General features: G+C 35.3%; 26 protein-coding genes. All 26 read right to left on the bottom strand.

The genetic code is table 11. The features are described from left to right. Positions 1–507: 507 nt before the first annotated feature. The 26 genes from MWH30_RS03860 to MWH30_RS03740 all read right to left on the bottom strand — a co-directional run bounded on the left by MWH30_RS03860 (position 508) and on the right by MWH30_RS03740 (position 25,664). Positions 508–2,208, bottom strand: a complete 1,701-nt coding sequence (locus MWH30_RS03860; RefSeq protein ID WP_248662736.1) for an AAA family ATPase — start codon at positions 2,206–2,208, stop codon at positions 508–510. 223 nt (positions 2,209–2,431) lie between these two features. Then, positions 2,432–3,844, bottom strand: coding sequence for a flagellar filament capping protein FliD (gene fliD / locus MWH30_RS03855; RefSeq protein ID WP_248662735.1), 1,413 nt, complete (start codon positions 3,842–3,844; stop codon positions 2,432–2,434). A gap of 218 nt (positions 3,845–4,062) precedes the next feature. After that, entirely contained in the window at positions 4,063–4,449 is a 387-nt protein-coding gene (locus MWH30_RS03850; RefSeq protein ID WP_248662734.1) for a flagellar protein FlaG, read from the bottom strand. Between the two features lie 78 nt (positions 4,450–4,527). Continuing rightward, entirely contained in the window at positions 4,528–5,034 is a 507-nt protein-coding gene (gene flgN / locus MWH30_RS03845; RefSeq protein ID WP_248662733.1) for a flagellar export chaperone FlgN, read from the bottom strand. Then, positions 5,024–5,440: a flagellar export chaperone FliS gene (gene fliS, locus MWH30_RS03840; protein WP_248662732.1), complete on the bottom strand. Its 417-nt coding sequence runs from the start codon at positions 5,438–5,440 to the stop codon at positions 5,024–5,026. The genes flgN and fliS overlap by 11 nt, the downstream gene beginning before the upstream one ends. Before the next feature lie 35 nt (positions 5,441–5,475). Then, on the bottom strand, positions 5,476–7,149 hold the full coding sequence (gene fliD, locus MWH30_RS03835) for a flagellar filament capping protein FliD (protein ID WP_248662731.1): 1,674 nt from the start codon (positions 7,147–7,149) through the stop codon (positions 5,476–5,478). A gap of 208 nt (positions 7,150–7,357) precedes the next feature. Beyond that, entirely contained in the window at positions 7,358–8,077 is a 720-nt protein-coding gene (gene cuyB / locus MWH30_RS03830; RefSeq protein ID WP_248662730.1) for a cysteate racemase, read from the bottom strand. A 498-nt stretch (positions 8,078–8,575) separates the two neighbouring features. Continuing rightward, positions 8,576–9,601: a YheC/YheD family endospore coat-associated protein gene (locus MWH30_RS03825; RefSeq protein ID WP_248662729.1), complete on the bottom strand. Its 1,026-nt coding sequence runs from the start codon at positions 9,599–9,601 to the stop codon at positions 8,576–8,578. Positions 9,602–9,639: 38 nt separating this feature from the next. Continuing rightward, positions 9,640–11,007: a YheC/YheD family protein gene (locus MWH30_RS03820; RefSeq protein ID WP_248662728.1), complete on the bottom strand. Its 1,368-nt coding sequence runs from the start codon at positions 11,005–11,007 to the stop codon at positions 9,640–9,642. 17 nt (positions 11,008–11,024) lie between these two features. Then, complete coding sequence (locus MWH30_RS03815) at positions 11,025–12,413, bottom strand: YheC/YheD family endospore coat-associated protein (protein WP_248662727.1); 1,389 nt, start codon at positions 12,411–12,413, stop codon at positions 11,025–11,027. Between the two features lie 36 nt (positions 12,414–12,449). Beyond that, on the bottom strand, positions 12,450–13,046 hold the full coding sequence (locus tag MWH30_RS03810; protein ID WP_248662726.1) for a DUF8042 domain-containing protein: 597 nt from the start codon (positions 13,044–13,046) through the stop codon (positions 12,450–12,452). A gap of 168 nt (positions 13,047–13,214) precedes the next feature. Then, positions 13,215–14,027, bottom strand: coding sequence for a flagellin N-terminal helical domain-containing protein (locus tag MWH30_RS03805; protein WP_248662725.1), 813 nt, complete (start codon positions 14,025–14,027; stop codon positions 13,215–13,217). 367 nt (positions 14,028–14,394) lie between these two features. Further along, positions 14,395–14,628, bottom strand: coding sequence for a carbon storage regulator CsrA (gene csrA / locus MWH30_RS03800; RefSeq protein WP_248662724.1), 234 nt, complete (start codon positions 14,626–14,628; stop codon positions 14,395–14,397). 11 nt (positions 14,629–14,639) lie between these two features. Beyond that, a complete protein-coding gene (gene fliW, locus MWH30_RS03795; RefSeq protein WP_248662723.1) occupies positions 14,640–15,086 on the bottom strand; it encodes a flagellar assembly protein FliW in 447 nt (148 codons plus the stop codon). 17 nt (positions 15,087–15,103) lie between these two features. Then, entirely contained in the window at positions 15,104–15,673 is a 570-nt protein-coding gene (locus MWH30_RS03790; protein ID WP_248662722.1) for a DUF6470 family protein, read from the bottom strand. A gap of 18 nt (positions 15,674–15,691) precedes the next feature. Further along, complete coding sequence (gene flgL, locus MWH30_RS03785; protein WP_248662721.1) at positions 15,692–16,621, bottom strand: flagellar hook-associated protein FlgL; 930 nt, start codon at positions 16,619–16,621, stop codon at positions 15,692–15,694. A 25-nt stretch (positions 16,622–16,646) separates the two neighbouring features. Beyond that, positions 16,647–18,173, bottom strand: coding sequence for a flagellar hook-associated protein FlgK (flgK, locus tag MWH30_RS03780; protein WP_248662720.1), 1,527 nt, complete (start codon positions 18,171–18,173; stop codon positions 16,647–16,649). Positions 18,174–18,188: 15 nt separating this feature from the next. Continuing rightward, positions 18,189–18,692, bottom strand: coding sequence for a flagellar protein FlgN (locus MWH30_RS03775; protein WP_248662719.1), 504 nt, complete (start codon positions 18,690–18,692; stop codon positions 18,189–18,191). 40 nt (positions 18,693–18,732) lie between these two features. Further along, positions 18,733–19,020 carry a flagellar biosynthesis anti-sigma factor FlgM gene (gene flgM, locus MWH30_RS03770; RefSeq protein ID WP_248662718.1) on the bottom strand — a complete coding sequence of 96 codons (288 nt, stop codon included), beginning with the start codon at positions 19,018–19,020 and terminating at the stop codon, positions 18,733–18,735. A 232-nt stretch (positions 19,021–19,252) separates the two neighbouring features. Then, positions 19,253–19,687: a flagellar protein gene (locus MWH30_RS03765; protein WP_248662717.1), complete on the bottom strand. Its 435-nt coding sequence runs from the start codon at positions 19,685–19,687 to the stop codon at positions 19,253–19,255. A 61-nt stretch (positions 19,688–19,748) separates the two neighbouring features. After that, positions 19,749–20,498, bottom strand: coding sequence for a ComF family protein (locus MWH30_RS03760; protein WP_248662716.1), 750 nt, complete (start codon positions 20,496–20,498; stop codon positions 19,749–19,751). 125 nt (positions 20,499–20,623) lie between these two features. Next, positions 20,624–22,474 (bottom strand): ATP-dependent helicase ComFA, encoded by a 1,851-nt coding sequence (locus MWH30_RS03755; protein ID WP_248662715.1) that lies wholly within the window; start codon positions 22,472–22,474, stop codon positions 20,624–20,626. Positions 22,475–22,987: 513 nt separating this feature from the next. Beyond that, positions 22,988–23,653: an RNA polymerase sporulation sigma factor SigH gene (sigH, locus tag MWH30_RS03750; protein ID WP_248662714.1), complete on the bottom strand. Its 666-nt coding sequence runs from the start codon at positions 23,651–23,653 to the stop codon at positions 22,988–22,990. A 79-nt stretch (positions 23,654–23,732) separates the two neighbouring features. After that, entirely contained in the window at positions 23,733–24,887 is a 1,155-nt protein-coding gene (locus MWH30_RS03745) for a DUF362 domain-containing protein (protein ID WP_248662713.1), read from the bottom strand. A 52-nt stretch (positions 24,888–24,939) separates the two neighbouring features. Then, entirely contained in the window at positions 24,940–25,074 is a 135-nt protein-coding gene (locus MWH30_RS13810) for a hypothetical protein (RefSeq protein WP_282706173.1), read from the bottom strand. Positions 25,075–25,118: 44 nt separating this feature from the next. Next, complete coding sequence (locus MWH30_RS03740) at positions 25,119–25,664, bottom strand: hypothetical protein (RefSeq protein WP_248662712.1); 546 nt, start codon at positions 25,662–25,664, stop codon at positions 25,119–25,121. Positions 25,665–25,668: the final 4 nt, after the last annotated feature.

The raw sequence follows: 25,668 nt of genomic DNA, 5'->3' as shown, positions 1-25,668 counted from the left end.
CTCTAATCCTTCGTAAACACTGCTATAATAAGTGTTTGCGTGGGGTCTGTTTACCTAGTAAGTGTCGAACTCGGGTTTTTTGCTATTTCTCTCTACTGACTGCATTACTAAGATAATGCGGTGAGTTTTAAGAAATGAAAAACTCCCTCTTCCTAGATGGTATATGGAAAGAGGGAGAATTAAACTCTATTGACTTTTTAATGTAGTCAGTTTAGCTCTTTTAATGCAGTCAGTTTGATGATTTTCTAACTTAAGCTAGCCTATTTTTATAATTATATATGTTTATTTTTTCCTTTAATCCCCCTGTTCTTTATAAAAACAAGTGTTGGTTTTGAATAGTTTGAATATAACATTTTACTACTTGTTAAACCAGTGAATAATTGAGATTGCTTGATACTGTAAATATACTCATTTTTGAGTGCATCTTTTTTACCTTGGGCTGCCGGAGCTCTAACTACTAATGGAGTCTATACTCTCCATCCTCGGTCAACCTCGATAGTAGTTGACCTATTCAATATTCACACACTTAACACATTGATCTCCTGCGAAAATTATTGCCCATTTTTTTAAGTTATCTTTACTTTTAAGTTCATCAGCTTTTTTGTATTTTAATAACTGCTTTTTAGCCTCTTCTAAATTCTTTTCAACCAGCTTAGCACCCGATTTTTGGTAATCACTTTTTTTAATATATTTAAGCTCAATTAGCCCTTCATAATCAACATCTAAGCCGCTTCGTTCAAAAAAGGCAATATCTATATATCCTGCTTCCACTTCGTACTCACTTTTAACATAATACATCTTGCTAAGCATTAGATAGCTTAACATAAGCAATTTAACATACTTTTCCTCAAATTTAATAAAGTCTCTAGCTGATAATTTCTTCAAAGTCTTTTCTATAACCTTAATAAACTTATCAACTTTTCCTTCCAAGGCTATATCTATAACACTTTCTTTAATTTCTATAGTTTCTAATTGATAATCTCCTTCTTTTTCAATAATCTTAGCAAAAAAATCAAAGTAAAGCTCTTTAATTACATAGTTAGGTACTTTTAAATTAACCATATTTAATACAAAGCTATCTATAGTCAAAAATCCTAAGTAATATAAAAGAGATAAAAAATCTTCCTTACTAAATTCCTTAGCCAAGCTAAACTGGCGGGTGATAGTTGTTTTTTGAGTCTGACCGTTTAAAATCTCTTCAAGGATTTGGTAATTCCTCTCCTTGTTTTTTAGGCTAAATAATTTTCCCATCTTAGTATAATCACTAGCTATATTAATATCTACTAAATCACTTGGTTCTTCTTTATTCTTTTTATATTCTGCTAAATAATATAAGATCATATCGCTATTAAAAACTTTCTCTGTTACCTTTTCATTAAATAAATAGCCGTTGTAGTAATCTTTTAGCTTAATCATTAATTCTTGCTTATCCACTTTATCTTCTAAGGTTTGCTCTAATAAAGATAGTACTTCTTTTTCTCTAAAACCCATCATTTCATTTAAGGCTCTATCTCTGCTTATATTTGAGCCGATGTTAAAACCACTAGTTAGACTATCTAAAGTAACTGGACTAACCCCTGTAATAAAAATTCTATCAACTACTCCAATCTGAGTTCCTTCTTTTAAAATTTCATACCACTTTCTTACAAAGCCAGTTTTGCTTACAGTTTCCTCAAATAGATTAACTTGAAAGCTTAATAATTCATTAGCAAAATGATCATATTCATCAATTAATAGATATATCTTGCCGTCTATTTTATATTTAATTTCGGTTAAAAAAGAGTTAAATATTTCAGCAGGCAGCCCTGTTTTATCATAGTCTAAATCTAAATTATAATTATTGGCAAAGCTTTTTAAGGAAGTTAATACTTTTTTTCTAAATCCTTGTAGGGAGCTTTCTTTGTCTGAGGTATCTATGCCAGAAAAATTAAACTCTAAGATGTAGTAGCTATTTGCTAAATCTGTTTTATTATCTGCTATATATAAGTCTTTAAAGTATTTATTGAATTCATCTTTGTTATTTATATCGTAATAAGTAGCAAGTAAGGATACAAATAAGCTTTTTCCAAATCTTCTAGGCCTTAGAAAGAGGAGATATCTTTCATCATAGTTTTCTAGTATTTCGATATATTCTGTCTTATCAACATAAATATAGTCTTCTTCTCTTAAACTTTTAAAATCACTAATCCCATAAGGTATCTTCCGCATACAATTTCCCCCTTTCTTTGCTTTCATTATAGCCTAATTTTAGAAAAATTAAAAGAAAAAAGCTTGACCAGATAGCGTCAAGTTTTTTGATAGCACACAACTCATAGCCGTTGCATAAAGTACAACAGGAGTTAAAAACAAAAAAATCGGGATCTCTCCCGATTCGATAAAATAAATCTAAACCTGCCTGAACTGATCTACAAAGACATTGGCTGTTATATTTTTATCCACCTATCAGGTCATTAATTCCTACCGAACCACCCAAAGAGGCCATCTGTTGTTGCTGATTCTGCATTTCAGCTTGAATCTGTTGCATATTAGTAAACTGATCCCGCAATCTCTGCTCTTGATTTTCTAAGCTATCCAGTTCATTTTCAATATTTTCATCGATCTGATCAATCTCGCTTTCCAGAGTATTTATTCTAGTATCAATAAAGCTATCCTGTCCATTTTGCGGATTAATAATCGGGCCCACCTGCTCTGAAACTCTATCAACTATTCCATCTTCACTAGTAAATATCTCCTCTAGTTGATCTAGATCATTCTCAATAGCCTCATCAAGAGTCTGTCCCCAGTCTTCTCCTCCAAATGATCCTCGGTCATCTATTGCCAAACGACCGTCATCCTGAACCTGAATTCCAAATTGAGATAAGCTCAAGTCACCATCTTCTCCTTCTACTGGACTGACTACACTATCATATAAAGCAGATTGAATGGTACGCAAAGTAGATTCACCCTGCAAAATTCCACCTTCTACTACTTCCTCTGCTCCTTCTCCCTCTTCATCTTCTAGCTCCTCTACCTGCTGAGGATCTTGGTAGAGATCAATCATTTCTACTACTGCATTATAACTCTCAACAAAGCCCTCAATACTTTCTCTAATTCCTTCTTCATCAGAGCCAACCTCTACTACAGTCTCACCTTCTTCAAGCAGTTCTACTTCTACACCATCAATCTCATTATCATCCAAAAAGTTATCGCTGGAGGTGATTTCCAACCCGTCAACCTCCACTACTGCATCTTCTCCTTCTTGAATATTAGCAAATTCTAAATTCTCTTCATCTTCTAGCTGAACTCCATTTGCATCAACATTAAATTGATTTTCTTCACCTGTTTCTAAGCTTTCGATTACTATTCTATCATCAACTACACTAGCTTGAATAGCCTCCTCCGCATCTTCAGCAGCCTCGTTAATGGCATTTGCGATATCAATAGCTTCATCTCCGCTATCCACACCAACATCAAACAACTCATCACCATCCATATTTTCAACTGTAATTTCTCCTCCAACCTCTATTTCTCCTATTTGCTGCTCTGATGCTTCTCGATGAACTTCAGCTAATTGATCTACCTCAACATCATAAATGCCTTCTTCAGCATCATCAGCAGCGACTGCTGCCAACACTTCCTCATTCCCTACTTGTGCTACATTAGCAAAAGTGCTTTCATTTATATCTTGAGTAGTACTCTTAAAGGTATCAACTGTGGTATTAATCTCCTGAAAAGCCTCAATCTGCTCTTGAACCTCATCCTTTTGAGCATCCATATCTTGTAGTGATTCTTGTTCAGCTTGTAAAACTTGGTGGATCATCTGATCTATCTGCTCATTACCAACTCCACCTACTGACATTACCATTTTAAATCCCCTCCTTAAAATTTAATAGTCATCTATTAGTCGTTGCCAATTAACAATCCCATTTATATGAATATATAAATAAAAGCCACTATCAGACATGATAATGGCTTTTTAAGAAAATCTTAACCCCTGTATATCTATGAATTTCAAGATAATTTACTACAGTCCTGCTTTAAAGCTGAAACTTCAATCTTTTTTAAAAAAATTATCATAAACAGTTAAATTCTTTCGTCAACAATCAAACCTACCATCTCTCTAATCTTGCCCAACATATCCAATACCTCTTCCGGAGGAAGTTCTTTGATCACTTCATTATCTCTTAAGTCGACTAATCTAGCCATCATTTGCTCAGTTGTTTCATGAAGTTCAAACTCCAAGTTTTCATGAAAAGATTGAACAGTATCATTTAAAGCTTCTATTCCTTCTTCAAACTCTTCCCGGGTTAGCTCTTCCTCGGCTTCCTCTATCCGCCGTTCTATTTCATCACCTTGCCCTTGTCTTTCAATTCTCTCCTCAGCGAGTTGCTCATTTTCAAAGCTTTGTATATCTCTTCTCCTTGCTGTTGAATTAGCTTGTTCACCGCTATTAACTTCTGGTAGCCTCACCCTTTCATCCCCCCTTTTTTATTTTCTAGAACCAAACTTGACTCTTTATCTGAAACTAATCGAAAAATGATTAGCAGCTCAGCTTTTATCATCAATATAAGTGGAATGGATTCTTAAACGAGAGTTATATGATTTATTAATTTTTACTCCCTGTTTAATCTGTTTAATCTCTTCTGTTATTTGATTACTTTTGGACTGGATTAGTTCTTGATTTTTTTCATCTGTAGCCTCTAGCTTTCTACTGACCTTTACTAATTTTGCTACTATATCCTTTAACTCCTCAGTAGACAGCTCACTCTCTAAGAGCTCTAGCAACCAGTTTTCTTCAGTTAAATTCTGTTTTTTAATAATATCCTCCCGATGAACAAGAACTTTTTTTTCTAGCTCAGCAAGCTTTTCTATAACAGTTCCTTTCTCCTGCAGTAGCTCTTCTAGCTGACCAAGATAATCAATTTCAGAGTCTTCAATTTCAATCTCGGCTAATATCTTTTGCTGCTGCAAAGTCAATGCTAATACCTGCTGACAAAGTTCTAAATAAGAACTATAAATTTTAGTTAAACTAGTTACTATTTGTTTAGCCTTCAACATTTATCTCTCCACTAGCACTCATTTTTTGTCCCTTTACCTTTTTAAAGGCTGCTTCCCAAGCTTCTTGTAAATCAGCTAATAAATCAATTACCTCATCCACAATTTCAGTATCTTTCCTAATATTAGCCTGAATTAAGCGTCGATTCATATAGTCATAGAGACTATCTAAGTTATCGGCTATTTCTCCTCCCTGTTCATGGTCAAGAGTTGTCTGTAAATGCCTAATAATAGCTTGAGCTCTTTGTAGCTTGTTATTAGTTAAAGTGTAGTCTTCATCTTCTAAACCCTTTTTGGCCTGATTTGCAAATTTGACGGCACCCTTATATAACATAATTACCAACTGTTCCTGACTAGCAGTTTCATACTGAGCATTCTTATACTGTTCATACGGATTAGTAGTCATTATCAATAACCCTCCTAAAAAATTAGTTATATTTATTACCAATGCAGGCCTAATGAAGCTATCTGAGCAGACATCCAGGCTCCCTGACCTTGCATATTGGAGATAGCCTGTTCCATTCTCCCAAACTGTCTAATTAAACTCTCTTCTCGCATGCTTAATCTGCGATCTAAGCTTTCAATATTATCATCTATGCTTCTAACTCTTCCCTCGAGACTGTTTATTCTAGTACCTATATAGCCATCAAAGCGATCAGTAGCCATCTCAACTCCACTTTCAACCCTTTCAATAACTCCACCTACTCCAGTAAATAGCTGCTTTATATCATCTAAATTCTCCTCCAAAGATTCATCTAATCTACTATTATCCACAGATAACTCTCCATGACGATCAGCTGAAATCCCTATAGCAGAAATGAAGTTCCTTTTAAAACTAGGATTTAGTTTCAACTCTTCTAAAATACGATCATCACTAGTTGATAAGTCTACTGGCCGACTGCTATTACTGTCAATAACTAAACTACCCGACTGTATTTCTATGCTTCCTAAGATGCTATCGTCTTTTTTAACAGTTAGCTGTTCATCGTCAGCCTCAACAGTAAGTCCATTTTCAACTGCTCTATCCTTAATCAAATCCAGCAGATCTCCTCGAACTACTCCTTGATCATTATCAAAATTAACAGTTAAAGTATCACTGCCAAAGTCTATATTTAATTCTCCATTTAAGTCTAAACTACTACTCATTCTTTCAGTAGAACTAATAGTAGTTACTGGATAAAATAAGTTATTATACAGATTGCTTTCTATCCGCCGCAAAGTAGCATCACCCTGCAAAACTCCCTCTCTGCCACCTTTTTTAGCTAATTCATCCCGCAAAGAGTTATAAGTATTTACAAAGTCATTAATCTTATCTTTGATCTCCTCTTCGGCCAACTCAACTGTTAAGGTTGAAGTGCCAGTTGTTTTTAAGTCCAAAGTGACTCCTTCGATTACATCGTCTATTTCTCTAGCACTTCTAACTACTTCTAAACCATTAACTGTAAAAATTGAGTCCTCGGCTTTTTGCAATAAAGGCTGAAAACCTTCACTAGTCTCTGCCCCTGCTTCAATATAACCGTCTTCATCAAGTAGGTCTTCAATATCAAACAGATATTCCAATACAGCTTCATTAGTATCAGCAAAGCTAATTCTATTCTCTGTCCCCAGTTCATCTCCAGTGAAAATCAAGCGATTATCGACTATACTAGCAGTAACATCTATATCTTCAGCATTAAATTTATCTCTGATAGTTCTCAAATCATCGCCATCTTCAATTGTAATTTCTATTTCATCAATAACTAATTTAGCAGTTTCATCCTCACCTAATTCTATTCCTTCTTCCTGCTGCAAAGAAGCTACTCGCTCTACCTCAGCTAACTGAGTTACTTCTAATTCATAGACTCCTTGATCTGCCGAAGAAGTAGCGGCAGCTGTTAATACCTCTTCATCACTACTAGTTACTCCTATTTTATCAAAAACATCCTCTAAATCAGTAATTTTTCTTTTAAAGTTATCCAGAGTGCTATTTACACTTTGCAAAGCACTAATCTGTTCATTTATCTCTTCTTGATTTCTCTCCATCCTTCTAACAGGCTCTTGTTCTAGGTGCATTAACTGCTCAATCATGTGATGAGTATCCAAACCACTAGCCATTCCTCCAAAGTAAAAGGACATATTGATCACCTCATTATTTAATTGTAATTGCACTTCAATCAATTTATCGATGTTAAAACTAAAAAGTTAAACCTTAAAAAAGACCAAATTAACTATATAACTTAAGTTAAATCAAGTATAGTTCTAATTACTGCATTTAAAATATAATTTCTTTGCTTTTTAATTTTAAATAATCACTAAAAGAAATTTATGTAAATTCAAAACCAAATTAAGGGGCTACTTCATAGTTTAAGTTATCATAAAAAGCTAACTCCACTGCTTTTTCAGCTAAAATATTTTGAGAATTATAAACTGGATAGTTGAAGCTTTTAGAGTCAAAAAGTAATGATAATTCAGTGCAGCCAAGTACAACACAGTCTGCTCCATTATTAACTAAATCATTTGCTATTAAGTTTAATTTATATTTATGTATATCCTTTTTCTCTCCATATTTAATTGTATAAATTACATCCATAATTTCTTTAATCTCTCTTTCAGCTGGCACTAAAATATCAATATTGTAATTTGAAAAACAATCATCATAAATCTTTGTTTCTATTGTTCCCTTAGTAGCTAACAACCCTACAGAATTAATTTTATTTGATGAATAACAAATTTTTTTTGCAGTTTCTTCAATCATATTGATAATTGGTATATTAATATGCTCCTGTAATTGTTGATAATAATAATGAGCAGTATTACAAGGTATTAATAAGAAATCAACTTCCATTTTTTCTAACTTTTTAGCCATCCCCAATATTGGCTGGAAAGGATCTTTTCCGTCAAAGAGAATAGCTTCTGTTCTGTCAGGAATCTTTGGATTATTATAAATGATCATTTCAATATTTTCTTGTTCTTTTTCTGCCGGAGTCAACTCAACTATTTTTGAAAATAAATCAGATGTTGCTTCTGGGCCCATCCCTCCAATAATACCTGCAATTTTTGACATCAATACCACTCCATTTAGCTTCTTTTATATCCTTGTACACATATTTACTAATAAATAATATCTGTTCCTTCAACAAAAGATAAATTAGGGTTTTTTAGTACTTTATTCTCCCAAACAACATAAGTTGCTGTACTTAAAGAAAAATACGAAGATTTGCTAGTTGTACTTATTAATAAATTAACATATTTTTCATCTATGAAATCTGGAATAGAATAATCATAAAAAATATCTTTCAAAGGTCCATCTTTAAGAAATCTTGTCCTTGGAAGTCTGCTTCCTCCTTCTAGTTATATTCAGAAGTAATAAAATTAAAATTCCTAAATTGCAATAATAAATTGAACTAATTTTGAACTGTAATATTTTATAGGCTGACCAGCTTTATAGTTAAGTTTTTCATTAAAATACTGGGTTCAAACTTTAAATTTAGCTTCAGTTTTTTAATGTTTTAGACTATTTGATGTTTTTGATTTTTAACAATGCAACGTTAGTAAAGCAATTTCATTTCTTCTGATTTTTTATAATATATTTAGCATAGGCAACTGTTTTTCTAGCTCTTTGCCATTTATGAAATCTACATGCAGGAGAACCATTTATTTCATATAACCAAACTTTATTGTTCTTATCAATACTTAGATCAACTCCCAATTCATCAAGAGTATAACTAAAAATACTATTGGCATATTTGGCAATATTTAGTGCGATTTTAGATAAGGTTTCTTTCGTATGTACTGCTTGGTCTTCAAATTCAGTAAACAAAAAATAATCAATATTTGAAATCATTCCTCCTTGACTAAGATTGCTTATAATACTTTTTTTATTTCCAACTCTAGCATACATCTTAGTAATAGACCATTTTCCAGTGCTATTTCTTTGAACATGAACACGAAAGTCAAAAGGTCTATCTAAATTCGTCCTACATTCTAAATAAGGTTGAACAATATAAGTTTTATCTATAATTTTTTTTATTAAATAATCAAATTGATTTTGACTAAGCTTATGACTTTTAGTATGGTTTTTAATTAAATAGTAATCATCTTTTTTTTCTATAAATATAATATCATTACCCTTTATTCCTTTTATAGGTTTTACAACAATTCTATTATATTCTCCTAGATATTGTTTTACTATAGATATACTATTTATAATATCATAAGGAGGTATATATTGTCTTAATTTATTAGACTTTTTAAATTTATTATATATTTCAAATTTATCTAAAGTAGGAAATTTAATACGAGGCACTTTATCTATTAGTACTTTAGCTTCTTGAATACCTTTATTAACTTCTTTATCTAATGTAAGACATTCATCTATTACTACATCTGGAAAAGGGAAAATTTCCTTTTCCCATCTACCATTTTTTCTTATTATTCCTTCAATTATTTTAGAATTATAATCTATATCTTTTCTTTCAAAAAAAACAACCTCACAACCTTGCATCTTTGCTTGAGATGCTAAACAATAACTATGTTGTGGGGATACTTCAATAGGATTGCCTGTTGAAGTATAAACTCCTATTAACATAACATCACCTCATTCCTTATCCTAAAAAAGCAACTTAATTATTCAAATTGAAATAATTTATCTTTAAAACTTTGTTGCCATTTTTGATAAACTTCATTTATAAATAATAATTTTTCATAAGATTGATTATTAACTTCTTTCAATTTAAACAGTTCTTTTTTTAATAAATTAGTTAATTCTTCAAAATCATCATCTTTCAAATAAATATATCTTGATTTTAATTGTTCTTCAATACTAGAAAAAGCTTTATTTATTTTAAAGTAAAGTTTATAATCAAATTCTTTTTTATTTTTTTCAAAATCTTGTAGTAAAAAATTTAAACCTTGCTTTACTTTATTACTCATCTGCCATAGCTTTTTTGGTAATTTACTTTTATTAGATTGTTCAGCAAAGTATTTAGCATAAGCAATTTGATTTCTTGCCCCATCCCATTCATAACATGTATTTAAAGGTGCTGCATTCACTTCATACAACCATATTTTCTCATTTTTATCTATGCTTAAGTCAATACCCAATTCATCAAGAGTATAACTAAATAGTCCATCTGTATATTTAGTGATATCTAATGCCAATTCTGATAAAACCTCTTTGATAACTTTAGCTTTATCATTTCCATATTCACTGACTAAAAAATAATCAATATTTGTAGTCATGCCACCGCTACTAACATTACACACAATAGTTTTTTTACTTCCAAATCGAGGATATATCTTAGCTATATTCCATTCGCCACTACCATTTCTCTGCACTAACAATCTAAAATCAAATGGATATCCTAATTTAGTTCTACATTCTAAATATGGTTGTACAAAATAACTTTCTGGTAAATCAATAATCATTTTAATAAAGTTAGCAAATTGTTCTTCATTAAATTCATATATATTATTATTTTGTTTAACTAAATATATATCATCGTTTTTTTCTAAATAAGCAATCCCCTTTCCAAGTGAACTATTTCTAGGTTTTAAAACAATACGATCATATTTTTCAATATATTTTTTTATTTCATTTCCATATTTTATAATATCATAATCTGGAATATATTGAGCAATTTTTTTAGATTCTTTAAATTTATCATACATATCAACTTTATCATATATACCAAACTTTAATCTAGGTACTTCATGTGCTAAAAATTTAGCTTCTGGAATGCCCTGATTAATTTCTTTAGGTAGTACACGAAATTGGTCTATTAAAACATCTGGCAAAGAAAAAGTTTTTTTTGTCCACTCACCATCTTCTCTTATAAAACCTGTAACAGTTCTTTTAATATAATCTACATCAGATCTTTTAAAAAAAACAAGTTCACATCCTTGCATCTTTGCTTCAGCTGTTAAGCAATAACTTCGTTCATGTGACATTGCCTTAAGAGGATTAATCCAATTGTAATAAATTCCAATTAACATAGTGATAGACCACTCTCCTAATCTTTATCTTCATTTACTGCTTCTTGTTTAAGTTGGAATAGATTTTCCTTGAATTTTTGTTGCCAATCATTATAATTCTTGAATACGTCTGATATATTTTCAAAATTTTGATTAACCTCTTTTTGCAAAGCAAAAAGTTGATTATCTAATACACTAGTTAGTTCTTCAAGCTTACTATCCTCAAAATATATATAACGTGGCTCTAATTGAGTCTTAATACTATTAAAGCCTTGATTTATCTTAGAAAGAAGATTATCATCAAATGCATTATTTTCTTTAGAATCCTGAAGTAAGAACTTTAATCCTTTTTTAATCTTATTACTCATTTTCCATAGTTTTTCAAGCAGTTTCCTTACTTCTTGCTTCTTAGCAATATACCTTGCGTAAGCAATAGTATTTCTTGCCCGTTCCCATTCATGATGCTTAGTTTGAGGCCCTGCATTGACTTCATATAACCAAATATTTTCATTTTTATCTATCGCCAGATCTATACCTAATTCATCAAGGGAGTAGTTATAAAAGCCATCTACATGATCAGTAAGCTCTAAAGCCAATTGAGATAAAATGTCTTTTATAATTTCTGCTTTTTCAGCATATTCAGTAACTAAAAAGTAATCAATATTCGAAATCATACCACCCCTACTAACATTACTTAGAATACTCTTTTGAGTTCCAATTCGAGGATAAATCTTAGTTATCCCCCATTCTCCTTTACCATCTCTCTGCACATGAACACGAAAATCAAAAGGATAACCTAGCTTAGTTCTACACTCTAAATATGGTTGTATTAAATAAGTCCCATCTGCCATCATCTCTGCAAAGCGAGAAAATTCTTCTTTTTTAAACTCATTTATTTTAGTATGCTGCTTAACCAAAATCCAATCCCCTTTATCTTCTAAAAACCCAATACCTTTTCCCTGAGCTCCATCTATAGGTTTCAATACAATACAACCATATTTCTCAACATATTTTTTTACTTTGGCTGGCTCTTCTATAATATCATAAGGAGGAATATATTTAGCAAATTTTTCTGATTTATTAAGTTTATCATACATTTTAGCCTTATTATGTAACCCAAATCTCAAAAGAGGTACTTCGTTTTTCAAAAATTCAACTTCCGGAATGTTTTTATCAAGCTTAAGATCTTTAATTAACGTAAGATGTTCATCTATTAAAACATCTGGTAAGGAAAATTTTTTTTCTACCCATTCACCATCTTCTCTTATAATACCTGTAATTATCCTATTGGTATAATTAACACCTTCTTTTTCAAAAAAAATAACTTCACAACCCTGCATTTTTGCTTCAGCTGCTAAGCAATAACTTCTTTCCTTCGGCATCACTTTAAGAGGATTAATTTCAGCAGTATAAATTCCTATAAGCATAAAGATATATCAACTCCTATTTGTCTAGAAAATTTTCTATTCTAAATTATTTAGCTGTTTATTAAACATCGTTATCAATTCTAACCATTCCTTTAAAATAGGTTTGAAATTATGTTTTAGTTGCTTACTCAATAAGTTTATTTCTCTATTTTCAAAAGCATCCAAAAGCTTATCTAAGCTATCTCTCCATTTGCTAATGATTTCATCTAAATCTGTATCTTGAACTTCCAGCTTCTCCAAATCAAAATTATTTATAAAACCATTAATTAAACTATTTAACCATTGAAAACCTTCTAAAGCATCTTCTAATAATTCATAGCCCATTAGTTCTTCACCTAAATTGAAATTAATAATAATTTCGTCTAATCCTTTTATTAAACGAGGTAAATATTTTTCTGCTTCTTTTAACGAATCGAAGATTAAATCTTTTGGTTCTCGAGCAACTATTTCTAAATGATTTATTGGTTTAATCTTTTCTATTTCTTTTTCAGAATAAGTAGTTATATCTTCAGAATCTGCTAAAATTCTAGTAATTATATAGCCCTTTTCTTCAATGAAATCCATCATTTGGCCAAGTTTTTTATGTTCTTGTTCTTTGAGTTCAGCATCAATTCCATAAACCGTAGTCTTCACGTTTAATTCCTCCTCTTCAATAATGAATCTAAGATCAAGCTAGTTTAATAAATATTATTATAACTTATTTAAAAGCTAAAAGCATATACTTATATTTCCAAATTACAATTATATCCCTGACAACAATAAAAGCCAACCGACAAAGAAAATGCCGATCGGCTCTATTGATTAGCCTAACAATTGTAGTACCTGTTGTGGCTGCTGATTAGCCTGAGCTAACATTGCCTGACCCGCCTGACTCATTACCTGATGCTTACTCATTTCACTCATTTCTGCTGCCATATCAGCATCTCTGATCCGAGATTCTGCAGCCTGTAAGTTCTCTTGAGTAGTATCTAGATTATTAATTGTATGCTCTAATCTATTCTGTGTCGCACCTAAATTAGATCTTGTCTCTGATACAGTATCAATAGCAGCATCAAGAACACCAATGGCTTCATTTGCCACCTCTTGATCTGTAACAGCAAGATCACCAATTTCCAATGCACCAGAGGTCATATCAGCAATAGAAACCTCAATTACCTGCCCTTCATTAGCTCCAATATGGAATATCCTATCTTCAAACGTACCATCAAGTAATTCCTGTGTATTAAATTCAGTATTGTCAGCAATTCTATCAACTTCCTCAGTCAGTTCTTCGAATTCTTCATTTAGCTTAGCACGATCATCTTCAGTGTTAGTATCATTAGCAGACTGTACAGCTAAATCTCTCATTCTTCTTAAAATGTTATGAGTTTCATCCAAAGCACCTTCAGCTGTCTGAATTAAAGAAATACCATCCTGAGCATTACGAGAAGCTTGACCTAAACCACTAATCTGAGATCTCATTTTCTCAGAAATAGCCAATCCTGCTGCATCATCAGCAGCTCGATTAATTCTGTAACCTGAAGATAAACGCTCCATTGTAGTACTTTGCTCTCTGTCTGTAACTCCCAAGTTTCGCAGTGCATTCATAGCACTCATATTATTAGCAATTCTCATTTTTAACATCCTCCTTGATATTTTTGTTTTAGAAAGCATCCTTGCTTTCTGTTAGTCGTCAGCTTTCAGGCGTCAGTCATCAGTTAAAATCAAGTTCATAATAACTTCAACTGACTACTGATAGCTGATAATTGATAGCTAATCTAAATCTGCCCAATGCCCGGCCGATAGCATTAAAGGCAGTGAATAACCACCATAATTAGATCCTTCCTACAAGAATCCAATTATCTTAGCTACTCAATTTCTTCTTAGCTTCGTTGCTATAGTTATCGTAATAATTGCTAATAAGTTAAAGGGTAATAATCGCTAAATAAATCGATTAAAGGCAATTAAAGCAGCTTTACTCTCAAAAACGCCTTCTTTATCTCTATTTACTCCCTTTTAGCTTATCGGCTAAATCAGCAACTAAATTACCGCTAACTTTTAGAGCCTCTTTATTCTCCGCCTGTATCTCCTTATAAATCTCTTCTCTATGAATGGCAACAGACTCTGGGGCCCTAATCCCCAACTGCACCCGACCGTTATCCAACTCCAAAACCTTAATCTCTATTTCATCATCTATAATTATACTTTCCTCCTGCTTACGACTTAAAATTAGCAATGCTCTGCCTCCTATCCTGAAACCTTTTCTTCTTTAAATAGATAGTAACGAGTTGGATACTCCTCGGTCAATACCAGTTGGCCTGCCTTTCCAGTCTCAGCATTAATTATAATCGGTGCTTTAAGATTAGTTCTAATCCTTTCTCCTTCACCCTCAACCACTACTAGGGTATAGACCACTATCTCTTCTAGCGGCGTATCTGCAGTAATTGCTAATTTCTTTTCAAATTTATCGGTCAAAGTTATCTGGTAGTCATCAAGTAACTGTCCGGGAGCAATCATAATAAAGGATAATTCCGGTTCTTCTATAGACTGCAGCCAATAAAAAACATCATCATCCAAGCTATCTATAACTGTAAACTCAGTATAGTCTTCAAAACCCAAAATCTTTTCTTCAAAACTAATAACCTTCTCTTCCTCAATCTCTATTTCCCCAAAAGTAGCAGTATCAATCTTCAAATTAAGCTACCACCTTTCTATGCTCTTAAATCCACTTCACTTCCTACTACATCTATTCTTAATCGTGGCTCCTGCTCCAAATATACATCTACATAACCCGGGTTATAGTTAGTGCTAGGGTACTGAAAGTTAGAATGAACTCTAAACTCTGCCACTCTTAAATCTAATCTAACCGGCTGCGGCTCTGCATTTATCTCCGGTAAAAAATCCCTCAATAAAGGAAACTCAACCTCCACCTCAAAAACACCCTTTTCCTTAGCTATCTCTACAATAGCATCGCCGCCTCTTTCGATAGCTGCCAAACGTTCTCCTTCGGCTACTATTTGATTAATAGCTTCACGGATCTTCTGTTGAGTTTTATTCCCTAAATAATTCGTTAAGGAATTTATCTTCCTTAAACCCAAATGCTCCCAGGAAGGAGTATGATCAATCTCCAAAATAGCCGGAGGACTATCAAGGTGTACTTCCCCTCCAGTCTTCTCTATCTCCATCTGCTGCGGGCCGTACTCTATATCCAAGTGTCCCGACTGCTGCTCTATCCCAATTCTACCCGGCTGACTATCAATTCTAAGCTGGGGAGTACTCATCGCGCTCCCTCCTTTATATTATCTTAAAAAGTCTACTAAGCTAACATCCATCAATCTAGCTCCTACATTCAAAGAAGCTCGGTAAGCATTCTCCTCCTGTTTAAGATCAGTAATTGCCTTAGCTACATCTACATCCTCTGCATCAGAGAGTAACTTAGTATAACTAATCTTTCGACCATCGAGACGATTAGAGGTCATCTCTAGACGATTCATCTGCGCTCCTACTCTACCTCGAGCTGAAAGAACATCTTCAATATGCTCATCTATTTCGCCCAAGCTCTCTTGAATCAACTCAGTAGCATCATCTCCAGCCTCTTTATCTAGGGCTCCACTTAACTGATCTAAGGTTTGAAAGATTTCGTTAAACCCTACTTCACTACCGGTAATATTAATACTCATATGTACTCCTTCGCCAATCTCTCGCATCACATTACCAGTTATCTCAAAATCTTCATCCTCCACATCACCTAGTTCTTCATTATAGTAATTGTCATTCTCTGCTTCTTCTACATAGGGAGCAGTTCTAGTCTTAGTCCCGCTAAAAACATGTCGATCGCTAAAGGTAGTATTCCCTATCTGCACTAGATGCTCTTTAATTTCATCTATTTCCTGCCTAATCTTATCTCTATCCTCCTGAGTGGAACTTTCAGTAGCTCCCTGCACTGCTAAGTCTCTAGCTCTACGCAAAGTATTATTAGCATCATCCAAAGCCTGATCAGTAATCTCCAACCAATCAATACCATTCTCCACATTTTCCTGATAACGTTCATTAAACTCAATAGTAGTACCGTACTTCATAGCTCTAATAGATTCAATAGGTGCTTCCGAAACCTGAGAAAACTTCTTGCCTGTAGAGAGCTGATTCATAATCTTATTCATATTTTTATTACTTCGATTATAGTTTTTCATAAAATCATTAATCATTATATTATTAGTAATTCGGCTCATAAAGATTCAACCTCCTCGCTCTTTTCTATCTAACCATACCGATCAAGTGATCAAACATCTCGTCCATCTGACTAACCAATCTACCCGCTGCACTATAGCCGTGCTGAAACTTAATCATTTCCGTCATCTCTTCGTCTATAGAAACTCCTGAAACCTCTTCGCGTTTATTCTCCAACTGCTGAGTTAGGTTCTCCTGATTATCCTTAAACTGTTGAGCCTGATCTATCTCTAAACCTAGCTTAGAAACCTCAGACTCCCAGTAATCATTGAAAGTAGTTCCCCCTATCTTATCTCCAGCATCCTTTAAATTAGCAATTAACATAGCATTGTCGCCATTACCTACATCAAGCAAGTTACCGTCCTCATCCAAAAAATCATCATCTAAATCACCTGTTATTAATTCTCCATCTTCATCCTTAAGTCTAGCTGCTGCCAACTTAGCCGGATCTTCAACTATATCCTCATTAACCTCTAAATGACTAGCTTTAAACTCGTCAGCATTAAATTTAAAAAACTCCAAACCTTCATCACCATTTAAATCGTAGCCCTCCTCATGAATGGAGTTAACCTCCGTAGCTAAGCCTCTGGCTAAGTCACCTAGCTTATTTATCTGCTGATCGGCTACGCTCTCCTTAACATCTAACTGGCCTTTAATTTCACCACCGTTAATATCTATAGGGTTACCATTAACTTCAAAAGCCTGCTCTGGAACTGTATAGCTGTCATTCCCATCTCCATCTTCAGCATAATGTTCATACTCCACATTCTCAATCCGTTCATCATCTAATACTTCTACATTATAGGCAGAGCTCCCCTGTACTAAGGTACTTCCATCTAGACTAACATTAGTCTGATCTAAATCATCAGTAGTAACCTTAATATCAGCTAACTCAGATAGTTCATCAATTAACTTATCCCGCCGATCCATTAAGTCATTAGCACTTTTGCTGCTATCGGCCTGAATAGTTCGGATCTGGTTATTTAAATCAGCAATCTGTCCAGTATAGTAGTTCACTTTCTCCACATTTGATTCTACTTCTTCAGCTATATGCTCTCTATACTCACCTAACTCTTTATCTAGTTGATTTATGTGACTAGTTAAATTAACCGAAGTCTGAACCACCGAAGAACGAACCGCCATACTCTCTGGATTATTATTTAACTCCTGAAAAGCATTCCAAAATTCATTTAAAGACTCTACTAATCCTCCGTCTTCCAACTCATTATAAATTGATTCTATCTCTCTTAACCCATCCCACTTAGCGCTCCACTCACCTAAAGAGTGTTTCTCATGCCGTAGTCTATTATCTATAAACTGATCTCTCATCCGCTCTATTCTATCAACCTCAACCCCAGTTCCCTTCTGTCCAGCTCCGGTACCGGAAGTAGATAATCCAGGCATAGTATGTGGCTGCGTAGCCTGCTGAATAGCCCGCTGCCGAGAATAACCCTCAGTATTAGCATTAGCTATATTATGTCCTGTTACATCCAAGGACTTCTGTTGAGTCTGCAAAGCCCTCTTGCCGATCTCAATTCCTCCAAAAGTACTCATAGTCTCTCCTCCCACTTAAGCTTTATGGTCAATAATATTACGTGCTTGTTTATTCCCAGTCTTTTCTTGACCAGGTTTTTGATAAGTGCTGCCTTTAGTTAACTCACTATTAGTCAATAACTGTAAAGTATGATCATTTAACTGTAAAACCTGCTTAATCAAGCCAGCATTTTGATCGTTAAGCTGCTGTAGCTCCCGCAGTTGAATTAAAAGCTTCTCTCGCAGCTCTTGTAGTTGAGCTTTAGTTTCTGCACAGTCCAAAAGCTCTATCAACCGAGCAAAATCCAGTTCACTTACTGCTAAAGAATGTTGTTGCGCTAACTCCTCTAAGGTCTCCACTCGTTTAGCTTCCAACTGCTCTACCTTTTGGAGGTGCTCCTGCTCGGTTTCTATTATCTCCAGCAGTTCCTCTACTTCGTTATCTATAATAATCTGTTGCTTCTCTTCACTCAAGCGATAAAGCTGCTGGTAAAGTCGATACTGAACCTCTAAAATCTTAATTAAGTTATTAATCAGCACTCTATTCACTTCCCAATAATCATATTTTAACTAAAAATAACTAAACTAGCTGATCAACAATTACTCGTTCTAACATCTTTTCGGCTACTTCTTCACCGGAAACATTATAGTTACCACTTTGAATAGCCTGCTTTAAAGAATCTACTTTTTCCTGACGAACTGGCTCTTTATTAGCCAAGTTTTCCTTAGCTAACTGAATCTCCTTCATCTCGGTGGATAGCGATAACTTATCACTTTTATCCTTTTTTTCAGTCCCTGTTTCATTCTGGCGCTGCTGTTGACCATAGGCTTGTAAAACCTCGCCTAGCTGCTCACTGGATATCTTCATAGTAACCACCTACTTTCTTTTAATTTAGCTTTGTGCTCTGAGCTTTGAGCCTTAAGCTAAAAATAAAACACTTAAAAGAAAAGCTCATAGCACACGACTCACAACTCATAGCTAATTAACTGTACTATATTAATCGTCAGCAACAGCAATATTCTTAATCACCTTAAGGAACAATTATCGTAGATTATAGGTGGTTAGCAGCAATTAAGGAACAATTAAGGCTATTTACGTCCTATTTATCCCGCCACTTTCGTCTATCGGTATACATGCGTCCTTTCTGCTTAATTTCTTGCTCTTTAGGCTCCTGGGGCTCTTCGCTTTGCTTCTTTTTCGATTGAGATTTCAAACCTTCGGATAACTCGTTTCTACATTCCTTGCAGTAGTCACCTTCCACAATATCAGCTTCGCATCGCTTACACTCCACTTTAAAGTCACTGAGATCCATTTCGATCAAGCGACCTTCACGAATAAATTTCTTGATTCTTTTTACTGAAACCCCGGTTTCTTCGCTGGTTTCAACCAATGTTGGCTGAAAGTTATCATAGATATACTCTTTTACCTTCCGAAAGTCCTCTTCCTCTTCCTGTTGACAGTCCCGACAGATCTTATTTCTACTCGTAATCGGAGTAAAGAGTTGTCCACAACGAGAACAGTTTTTTAAATCCATTATTAACACCACCTTATTTCTTTAAATTATTTCTATTGCTAACTATATTCTACAAAAAAAACTAGTTTTCCTGCCTACCCGTAGCTAAAGTTAGCACCTTAACTTCGGCTGCTCCAGCTCTCAATAACACCTTAGCACACTCATTAGCAGTGGAGCCAGTAGTATAGATATCGTCAACCAAGAGCAACGTTTGCTCTTTAATCTCCTTTACTTGTTTAGGTTCACAGTAGAAGATATCCTTAACATTTTCCTTTCTTTCAGCTAGGGAGAGTTTACTCTGACTAACGGTGTCTACAGCTCTTTTTAAAACTTCATTATTCACTTCTAAATCCAGTTTTTTTGCTACTTCTTGCGCTAATAAATTAGCCTGGTTAAAACCACGCTTTTTCAGCTTTTTAGCCGAAACAGGTACCGGAATAATCAAATCCAAGTCCCGGGGATTATAAAACTGCACAGCACAAACCCCCAGTATTTCTCCTAAAGGTTGAGCTAAGGCCTGCTTTTTTTCATACTTCAACTGATAAATATAGTCGCCGATACTGGCGTAGGTGGCTGCGGCGCGGGCCCGACTAAATTTATAATTCTGATCCTCACAGTCAGCACAAAGCTGTTCTTCAACCTCCACTTCAGCTAGAAGTTTACCGCACTTCTGACAATAACCTTCAGTGATATAATCTATTTCCAGTAAGCATTCCTCACATATCTTAAACTGACCTGGTCTTAATTCATTCTCCTGACAGTATAAACAGTAACCCGGTCTCGGGTAAACTAAGTCCAATAAGCTCTCTTTTAAGCTAGCTAATAGTTCCATTTGCAGATCCTCCTTCTATAAGCTATGAGTCGTGTGTCTTGAGTCGTGAGCTAAATTCAAAACTATAAAATCAAAGCTTTTAATATTTTTGAACTGGCTCATGACCCATAGCTCACAGCTCATAGCTAAATATACCCTTTCTCCCTTGCTTCTTGATTCAAACTTTGAATCCTGCATTGGGCTTCTTTCATTTCCCTGCTAATCTCTGTCCCCACAAAGTAAACCTCGCCTGTCGGATGCTCCAAAGAACGTCCGGCTCGCCCGGCCATTTGAATTAGAGTAGCTGCATCGAAGACAAAGTCCCAGTCAGCAAAAAGAACTAATACATCAGCTTTAGGAACGGTAATACCACGCTCCATGATAGTAGTAGAGACTAAAATAGGATACTCACCTTGCGAAAAGGATTCCCGAATCTCTTCCCGTTGTGGAGATTGAGAATGACTGTACTGTACCCAAGAGTTGCCGTTGACCACTGGTAGTTCCTCTCTCAGTCTTTCTCCTACCACTTTAACTAGTTCTTTAGTAGGTACAAAAACAAAAAGTTGGGCCCGCCTTTCTTGAATAGAACTCTCTATTAACTCCCCCACCTGCTTAGGCAGCTCTACCTCTCCTGTCTCTTGTTCATAGTTTAAACCTAAGACTAATAGTTCCGGCTCCGGTACTGGATGACCATGATAACGAGCGGGAATCTTAATTAGCTCCTTTTTTAAATCGTATTCAAAATCCAGCAGTTCATTCCCGGGAGTAGCCGTCATATAGATAATTTTTCCCTGGGGAGAACAGGCTCGCTCTACGGCTAACTCCAACATCTGACTACCCTGATAGGGAAAGGCATCCATCTCGTCTAAAATTACTAACTCAAAGGCATCTATAAAGCGCAAACACTGGTGAGTAGTGGCTATAGTTAGGGGAGCAGTTTGGTATTTAGCAGTGGAAGTACCGTGCAGTACTGTTACCTCGAAGTCAGGAAAGCTCTCTGCCAAGCGAGGAGCTAACTCTATTACTGGATCTTTACGCGGAATAGCAAATAATACCTTGCCACCTTGGGAGAGCACTTCGGCTATGGCTCCAAAGGAAACTTCGGTCTTGCCGGCTCCACAGACGGCCCAGACCAGAGCTTCTTCTTTAGCTCCCTGCACAAATTCCACTAAGGCCTGACTAGCAGCAGCCTGAGCCTCGGTTAATTCAAACTCCAAGTAAGGTTCTACCTCAGTAACTATAGCTTGACTCTGCTCCTGCTTAGCCTCTACAAAAGCAAATAAAGGCCTACAGAGCCGCGACTGGCCCATATAAAGGCAGTTATTACAGTAGTAGTCCTCCAGGCCACAGCGAGCACAGCTCATCTTGACCAGCTCAGCACTCTGTCCACAGCGTTGACAGACTAAGTAGTTGCGATCCTGATAGGCAATACTAGGTCGATACTCCAGCTTATCGGCCAGCTTTAAGCTTTGCAATAAAGCCAGTAGAGAACTGCTCAGCTCTAAGTGACTTTCCTCTATCGCCTGCTTAATCTCTTCGTAGTATAAGAGCCGACCTTGGAGCAGTCTATAAAATCGGGCCCGCTCCGCCGCAGAGGGCAGCTTAACTGAAGCTGAAGACTCTAAGTTAATCTCTTGCAAAACTACCCGTTCAGCTAAGGAATAGTAACTTAACAGCTCTCGAGCAGCCTGCAAATAGTCGCTTAGACTTTCAGTAGGGCCCGACTCAGCTAAACCCAAACTTCCAGCTAAACGCTGTAGATAACCGTCTTTTTGGCTTGAATTGGACTTTGACTGCGGGCCCTGCAACTCCAAGAACTGCTGCAAATAACTAGCTAAGGCAATAGGCAAGGGTTGAGTCAACGAGTAAGCTTTAAAATCACTAAGTCCCTTTTCTTTTACCAAATACCGCAACTCAAACTCAGGGTCAAAGCTAAATCTAACTTCAAACTGCTCTTCAGTTAATAAAAGATAAACTCGAAATCCCTTTTTACTCATTAAGTTCCTCTCCATGTTTATTTAATTAACTATACATACGCGTCAATTTAATACATATTTTTCTAGTTGATTTGTTATTTTATAGATACATTGTTTTAGAGCAAATGATAAATGATAGATAATAGAGGACAAATAAAATATAAAACCTTAAAACCTGTTGAAAGCACTAATTGACACGCGCCCTGAAGAGATAATAATCCCTGAAGAAGCGACGCGGAGCTAGTACCCTTGCGGTGCGCCCTGAAAGGATGATAATCCTTGAAGAAGTAGTCTTGGGCTGAATAAAACCTAAAACTTTAATTCCAGTTTAATTTTAATATAGTTCTAGGTTTTTGATCTTATGTTTTAAGGTTTAGTCAGAACTTAGTCAGATTTTAGTCTGCGTCAAATAGTTTTTGAATTTGATTGTAGCTCATAGCTAAATCATAAAGAAAAAAGTTGCCTCCATATACTACATCTAGAAGGCAACCTTTACTATAATAATTAGTTTCAAATCTGTTTTTACTGGGGTTATTAATGATTTACTACGTCATCCTGAAGTTCTTGTCTTAGTTCATCGATTTTTCTTCTGGCTCTCTGTAGGGCATTATCTACTGTTTTTACGCTACTACCGATCTCGCTGGCAATCTCCTTATAAGATTTTGACTGGAGGTAGCTTTTAAAGACATTCCATTCCAGTTCAGTCAACATTCCCTTTAATTCATATGTAACCTCATCAACCAGTTCGCGATTCATTAGGTCTTTTTCGGGGTCATTGTTTTCATCAGGTAGTACATCAAGTAAGGTTCGACCTCGACCACCATCATCCTTAGAATACTTCAGCTTTTTATCGATAGAGGTCGAAGTATTTAAGGGCATATGTTTTTGCCGATTGGCAGTCTTAATGGCTGATATAAGTTGTCTACTTACGCAAAGATGAGCAAATCCTCTAAAAGAAGCTGCTCTCTGTTCCTTATAGTCACGAATCGCCTTATAAAGACCTACTAGACCCTCTTGAATCACATCATCCTTATCCAATCCTTTGATATAAAAGAGCTTTGATTTAGCATATACAATATCAATATTAGTATCCAATAAATACTCCTCTGCCAGCTTGTCCCCGTTTTGAGCTAGATCGATTACTTCCTGTTCAGCCAGATCATCATACTTGCTTTTAAACTTTTTTCCAGGCTTAGCCATTAACTCATCCCCACCCCTTTTATATTTTTTAAGCACTTATGATTATACCATAATTTAACGTTGCCGTCAAAAGAGCAAATTAAAGTTTTCGCAGCAGCTTAATTACTAGACTTTCTTGCAAAGAAATTGCATCGTTAGGACAGACTTCTTGACAACAGAGACACTTGATACAGTCTTCGACATCGATCTCTAAATAGGAATCTGCTCCTTGAGCTACCTCTTTAATTATCAACTGGGGACAGCTCTCCAAACAGACTCTACAGTTAACACATTTTTTTTGTTCAATCTGCGGTTTGGAAGCTAAGAAATGAGAAAGAGGTCTTAATAAAAAATTAGGTAAAAAAGCTAGCCAAGCATTAGAAGGCAGGTCATACTGTTGATAATCAGCCGGCTTAAAGTCTCCACAAAGCTCAATTTCTTTTAAGCGACCTTTACCTAAGCCTCGCTGAGCTGCGGAGTTCAAAATATATATCTGCTGATCATCATAGCCTAAATAGTTAGCAGCTACTGTATCCAGTGCTACTAGATCTCTACTAGCCATTATAGTACCTACTTTGCAGGGAATCCCGGAACTACCCGGACCATCGCCGGCCAAACCGATAATTCCATCCATAATTGCCAGGTCAGGCTTTACTGTAGCCAAGAGATCCACTATTAACTCCCCAAAGCGGTCCGGATTAGGAAAAATGCGGTGGTATTCCATCTTTTTCAGGCCGGGAATCAAGCCATATAGATTTTTTACCGCGCCAGTAAAAAGAGTAAAGCTATGGGTTTTCAGCTTAGGTAAGGAAATTATAAAGTCTACCTCGGTTATTAGTTCAGGTAACTTAAAGCTGGCTACAGTCTCTCCTTGATTAGTAAAGTTTTGAGTTTTAACTCTATCGAAGTTAATCAACTTAACTGATAGCTCTTCACAGACTTCTTTAACTCCTGTTTTAATAAAAGCTTCTTCAGTTAAGGACTTTTCAGCCATAAATCCCCCGGAGCTTTCTCCTACTAGTGGAGTAACTTCTAGCTCCTGCAAAAGCTCCAATACCGCCTTAAGAACTAAAGGATGAGTAGTAATTGCCTGTTCTGGAGCTTTAGGACTCAATAAATTAGGCTTAACTAAGACTACATCTCCAGGCTCAAGCCAACTCTTCCAACCGCCTAACTGAGCTATTGCTTCTCTAACAGCTTCTTTAACTAAGTCTGCCTCATACCTGGGACAATCAATAGCGGCTACAGTAGACATCTATCTAAGTCTCCCTTCGTTTTGAAGTGCAGTTAACAGTTAATAAATGAAATTAAGCTAAAATCCCTTGTAAATAATCCAACAACACCTGCAAGTCTCCCCCTACTGCTTGCAATAAAGAAACTACTAAAATCACAATCAAAGCAGTAAGCAAACCAGATTCTATAGTTCCTAATTCGCTATCCATCTCTTCCACTCCCTTTTAGCTATCAGCCATTAGCCAAAAAACAATTATAAGCTTGATCTTAAGCCGAGCATAATTCCATCAGTGCCTTCTTGTCCAGCTAGTCTTCGATAACCAGCCTGCAATTCAGTATTGCTAAATACCTCATAATCAATACCTAATTCAATCCCTACACTATTATCCTCTACTCCTAATTGAGTAATTACAGCTCCATTCAGATTTATAAACTGACTTAATCTATGGGTAATTACCATTCCTAGCTGCCTTTCAAAACTAGAATCATCAAAATTCCTATGTACGCCTACTAAACCAGCTAAGCTGAGATCGTAGTCCTCAATAAATTTTAGTTTAGCATTTAAATCCAGATAGTTAACATTCTCTGTATAAGTAAAAATCCCGTTTAAACCTATGGTATCACTCAATCCAAAGTCTCCTGCTAAGCTTAAAGCCTCAGTTTCATCTGCCAACTGTACACTATAGGTCAAAGCTCCTTCACCTGTGCTTACTCTAGCTGTCTGCATCCCGTAAGCTAAATTAGTAGTTATTAATAAAGTGACTAGCATTAAAACTACTACCAAAGAATATTTTTTCATTTTA

The organism is Fuchsiella alkaliacetigena, assembly GCF_023227765.1.
Lineage (GTDB): Bacteria > Bacillota > Halanaerobiia > Halobacteroidales > Acetohalobiaceae > Fuchsiella > Fuchsiella alkaliacetigena.
This window is presented reverse-complemented; position numbering and strand designations above follow the sequence as displayed.

Coding starts and splice junctions, on each gene's coding strand:
- MWH30_RS03860 (WP_248662736.1), bottom strand. CDS start 2,208: ATGCGGAAGATACCTTATGGGATTAGTGATTTTAAAAGTTTAAGAGAA.
- fliD (WP_248662735.1), bottom strand. CDS start 3,844: ATGGTAATGTCAGTAGGTGGAGTTGGTAATGAGCAGATAGATCAGATG.
- fliS (WP_248662732.1), bottom strand. CDS start 5,440: ATGACTACTAATCCGTATGAACAGTATAAGAATGCTCAGTATGAAACT.
- fliD (WP_248662731.1), bottom strand. CDS start 7,149: ATGTCCTTTTACTTTGGAGGAATGGCTAGTGGTTTGGATACTCATCAC.
- cuyB (WP_248662730.1), bottom strand. CDS start 8,077: ATGTCAAAAATTGCAGGTATTATTGGAGGGATGGGCCCAGAAGCAACA.
- MWH30_RS03825 (WP_248662729.1), bottom strand. CDS start 9,601: ATGTTAATAGGAGTTTATACTTCAACAGGCAATCCTATTGAAGTATCC.
- MWH30_RS03820 (WP_248662728.1), bottom strand. CDS start 11,007: ATGTTAATTGGAATTTATTACAATTGGATTAATCCTCTTAAGGCAATG.
- MWH30_RS03815 (WP_248662727.1), bottom strand. CDS start 12,413: ATGCTTATAGGAATTTATACTGCTGAAATTAATCCTCTTAAAGTGATG.
- MWH30_RS03805 (WP_248662725.1), bottom strand. CDS start 14,027: ATGAGAATTGCTAATAATATGAGTGCTATGAATGCACTGCGAAACTTG.
- MWH30_RS03790 (WP_248662722.1), bottom strand. CDS start 15,673: ATGAGTACTCCCCAGCTTAGAATTGATAGTCAGCCGGGTAGAATTGGG.
- flgL (WP_248662721.1), bottom strand. CDS start 16,621: ATGAGCCGAATTACTAATAATATAATGATTAATGATTTTATGAAAAAC.
- flgK (WP_248662720.1), bottom strand. CDS start 18,173: ATGAGTACTTTTGGAGGAATTGAGATCGGCAAGAGGGCTTTGCAGACT.
- flgM (WP_248662718.1), bottom strand. CDS start 19,020: ATGAAGATATCCAGTGAGCAGCTAGGCGAGGTTTTACAAGCCTATGGT.
- MWH30_RS03765 (WP_248662717.1), bottom strand. CDS start 19,687: ATGGATTTAAAAAACTGTTCTCGTTGTGGACAACTCTTTACTCCGATT.
- MWH30_RS03760 (WP_248662716.1), bottom strand. CDS start 20,498: ATGGAACTATTAGCTAGCTTAAAAGAGAGCTTATTGGACTTAGTTTAC.
- MWH30_RS03755 (WP_248662715.1), bottom strand. CDS start 22,474: ATGAGTAAAAAGGGATTTCGAGTTTATCTTTTATTAACTGAAGAGCAG.
- sigH (WP_248662714.1), bottom strand. CDS start 23,653: ATGGCTAAGCCTGGAAAAAAGTTTAAAAGCAAGTATGATGATCTGGCT.
- MWH30_RS03745 (WP_248662713.1), bottom strand. CDS start 24,887: ATGTCTACTGTAGCCGCTATTGATTGTCCCAGGTATGAGGCAGACTTA.
- MWH30_RS13810 (WP_282706173.1), bottom strand. CDS start 25,074: ATGGATAGCGAATTAGGAACTATAGAATCTGGTTTGCTTACTGCTTTG.
- MWH30_RS03740 (WP_248662712.1), bottom strand. CDS start 25,664: ATGAAAAAATATTCTTTGGTAGTAGTTTTAATGCTAGTCACTTTATTA.